The sequence below is a fragment of the Nocardioides sp. genome (assembly GCF_025964975.1).
Classification (GTDB): Bacteria; Actinomycetota; Actinomycetes; order Propionibacteriales; family Nocardioidaceae; genus Nocardioides.
In genome coordinates, this window is the sequence record NZ_JAOPXV010000237.1 from 1 (window position 1) to 2837 (window position 2837).

4 protein-coding genes and 1 pseudogene are annotated in these 2837 nt (G+C 69.8%); 2 read left to right on the plus strand and 3 right to left on the minus strand.

Going from position 1 to position 2837, the window contains the following annotated elements:
• The coding region (locus tag JWN68_RS19115; RefSeq protein ID WP_297741972.1) for an ATP-binding cassette domain-containing protein at positions 1-179 on the minus strand (179 nt) is incomplete at its 3' end.
• A gap of 146 nt (positions 180-325) precedes the next feature.
• On the opposite strand from JWN68_RS19115, the gene JWN68_RS19120 reads away from it, so the two are divergent.
• Both JWN68_RS19120 and JWN68_RS19125 read left to right on the plus strand, forming a co-directional pair.
• Positions 326-847 (plus strand): sigma factor, encoded by a 522-nt coding sequence (locus JWN68_RS19120; protein WP_297741966.1) that lies wholly within the window; start codon positions 326-328, stop codon positions 845-847.
• Positions 844-1722, plus strand: a complete 879-nt coding sequence (locus JWN68_RS19125; RefSeq protein ID WP_297741968.1) for a hypothetical protein — start codon at positions 844-846, stop codon at positions 1720-1722. The genes JWN68_RS19120 and JWN68_RS19125 overlap by 4 nt, the downstream gene beginning before the upstream one ends.
• Before the next feature lie 23 nt (positions 1723-1745).
• Here JWN68_RS19125 and JWN68_RS19130 read toward each other — a convergent pair whose 3' ends face one another.
• Positions 1746-2234 carry a single-stranded DNA-binding protein gene (locus tag JWN68_RS19130; protein WP_297741970.1) on the minus strand — a complete coding sequence of 163 codons (489 nt, stop codon included), beginning with the start codon at positions 2232-2234 and terminating at the stop codon, positions 1746-1748.
• A 148-nt stretch (positions 2235-2382) separates the two neighbouring features.
• Positions 2383-2837: pseudogene (locus tag JWN68_RS19135) on the minus strand (ABC transporter); the annotation flags it as partial.

Here is a 2837-nt window from a genome sequence, read left to right on the forward strand (position 1 = left end):
CCGTTGTTGGCCTTGTCGAGGCCCGCCATGATCTTCAGGAGCGACGACTTGCCGGAGCCGTTGGGGCCGACGACCCCGATCTTGGCGCCGAGCAGGAACGAGAGGGTGACGTTGTCGAGGACGACCTTGTCACCGTGGGCCTTGCGCACGTTGCGCAGGGTAAAGACGTATTCAGCCATGCCCCCGAGCCTACGGGGCTCGGCGCCGTGGCAATAAAACGGCAGCGCCGTGAGTCCTCGACGCGGCTGCCCGCGTCCTTGGGATGTGGAAGCAACCCAGCCCCCGACATCCGGCGGCACGTGGCCCGCTCGGGAGAGGATGACTCATGCGCGATTCCCCGCCGATCGACGAGGACTTCACGGCGTTCGTCGCAGCCCGCTCACCAGCGCTCTATCGCAGTGCGTGGCTGTTCACGACCAGCGCCCCGGCGGCCGTGGACCTCGTGCAGTCCGCCCTGGCGAAGACCTACGTGCACTGGCGGAAGGTCCAGGCGGCCGATGACCCCGCGGCGTACGTCCATGGCATCGTGCTGAAGACCTTCCTGAGCAACCGACGTCGGCGAAGCAACGGGGAGATCCCGGTCGACGCCACGCCGGGTCGGCCGAGCTGCGACCCGGACCCCACCGAACGGATTGCTCTGCTGGCGGCCCTGCGCACGTTGCCTCCTCTCGACCGCGCCGTCGTCGCTCCGCTACTGGGAGGGCCGCTCGGTCGACGAGACCGCCCACACGCTGCGGCTATCCCCCGCGGCGGTCAAGAACCGCTCGCTGCGTGCGCTCGCACGGCTGCGTCTGATCCTCATCGATCCCGAGCTCCACAAGCTCGCCAGCACGGAGGCACGTCATGACTCACACTGATGACCAGCTGGGCCGACACGAAGCCGAGCTGCACGACCTGCTCCAGCGCACGGTCAACGCGGTCCCCGTCCCGGTGGGTCTCGCCCCGTCCGCACTGCAGCACGGACGTCGGCAGCGGACACGTCGGCGTGTCGTCTGCATGGCCGGTGGCGCGACCGCGGCCAGCGTGGCGGCAGCGCTCATCGTGTCCATGGCTCGGGGTGGCGGAGCCGAGTCCGTCGTTGACCCGGCAGGCAGACCGTCGAGCTCGGCCACGTCCTCCTCGCCGCCTACGCCCGCCCCGGCCGAACTTCCTGATGGCTGGTGGAACATGCCGGCCATCGACATGGTGGCGGCGGCCTCGGCGATCGTGCCCGACGGCGTCACCGTGACGTCTCCCGGTCCGCTCACCGCAGACACCCCGGAGGGCGGTCCCGCCACGGGTTGGATCAACTCCATCCTGGATGGTCCCGACGGTCCCGGCCGCCTCAACGTGATGCTCTTCACGACTCCGGAGCTGTCGAACACCAGCCAGTCGACGACGGAACAGCTCGACGACGGCGCGCAGATGGCCGCCGGTGAAGGCCAGAGCGACTATCTCAGCTGCACCGGCTCCCGCCCCAGCACCGGCAGGACCCAGTGCACGCAGCTCCGCAACGGCGAAGGCGCGGTCATCGGACGGCGGCTGGCCAACCGCACCGGCGACGTCGTGATGTTCGAGGTCGCCCTGCTCCGCAGCGACGGCATCGTCTACGCAGCGGCCGCCAACACCGTCGCCGACAAGTGGGACGGAAGCTCACCCACGTCGTCCGACCGGCCCCCGCTGTCCCTGGACCAGCTGGAGGAGCTGGTCCGCAACGACACCTGGGTGATGCCGGCGACCTGACCAGCGGCGGGACTCAGGCCGCCTCAGGCCGCGTCCGCCTCGGAGACAGTCTCCGGGGCGGGCGCGTCCGTGGCGAAGGCCGGGATGGCCTGACTCAGTGGCGCCGCCCACGGGTCGGTGGCGACCGGCTGCTGCGACGACACGACCGCCTCCGGTCGCGGAGGCTTGGTGAAGACCGCCGTCCCCCGGGACAGGTCGTGCCCCACCGAGGTGGCCGTGATGACCAGCTGCGTGTTGACCGTGCCGTCGTCCTTGGTCCAGACGTCCGCCTCGAGGCGACCGTGGACGACCACGGGGTCACCGCTCTTGATCGACCTCGCGACGTTGTCGGCGAGGGTGCGCCACGCCTTCACCTGGTACCACGTGGTGTTGCCGTCCTTCCACTCGTTGTTGCGCAACCGTCGCGGCGTGGTGGCGACGCGGAAGTTGGCCACCGGCTGTCCACCGGCGACTTCGCGCAGCGCGACGTCGGAACCGACCCAACCGGTCAGCGTGATGTAGGTGTCGTTCATCAGAGTGCCTCCTGGATTCGCGGACGGAGTGTCCGCCCTCGGAACCAAGACTGCGGCGGGGCACTGACAACGAGTCGGGGGCGCACCCAGGTCTGTGGACAGGCGGCGACGTACGCGTGCCTGTGGACGTGCCGCGACCCCGGTCGGGCTACTTGAGGGCGATCGCCAGGCCGTCGCGCATGGCGGAGTATGCCGCCAGCTCGGCCTGGACCGGCGCGACGACGATCTCCCCCGAGACTTCCGAGATCGCGTCGCGCAGTCGCTTGTCAGCCGCGCGGGCACGCCTGCGGGCAGTCATCCCGACGAGCACGCGGCACACCATCGCGAGCAGCACCCCGAGCAGGATCCCTCCCAGCAGCATCAGCGTGGGGATCGGGAACCCCCTGATGTCGGGAGTCGGCGGCTCGGGAAGCCGGGCGTAGGAGCCGAACGCGAGCAGCGCCAGCCACAGACCACCGACCACGGCAGTGATGATCAACAGCCATTGCAGGACGCGCACGAGCCCGGCCCAGATCGGGATCTTCTCGGCCCCCAGGTCAGTCGCGGCCACGGCGCGATCCAGACGGTCGTTGAGGTCGCCCAACCTCGACGTGGAGGCCTTGC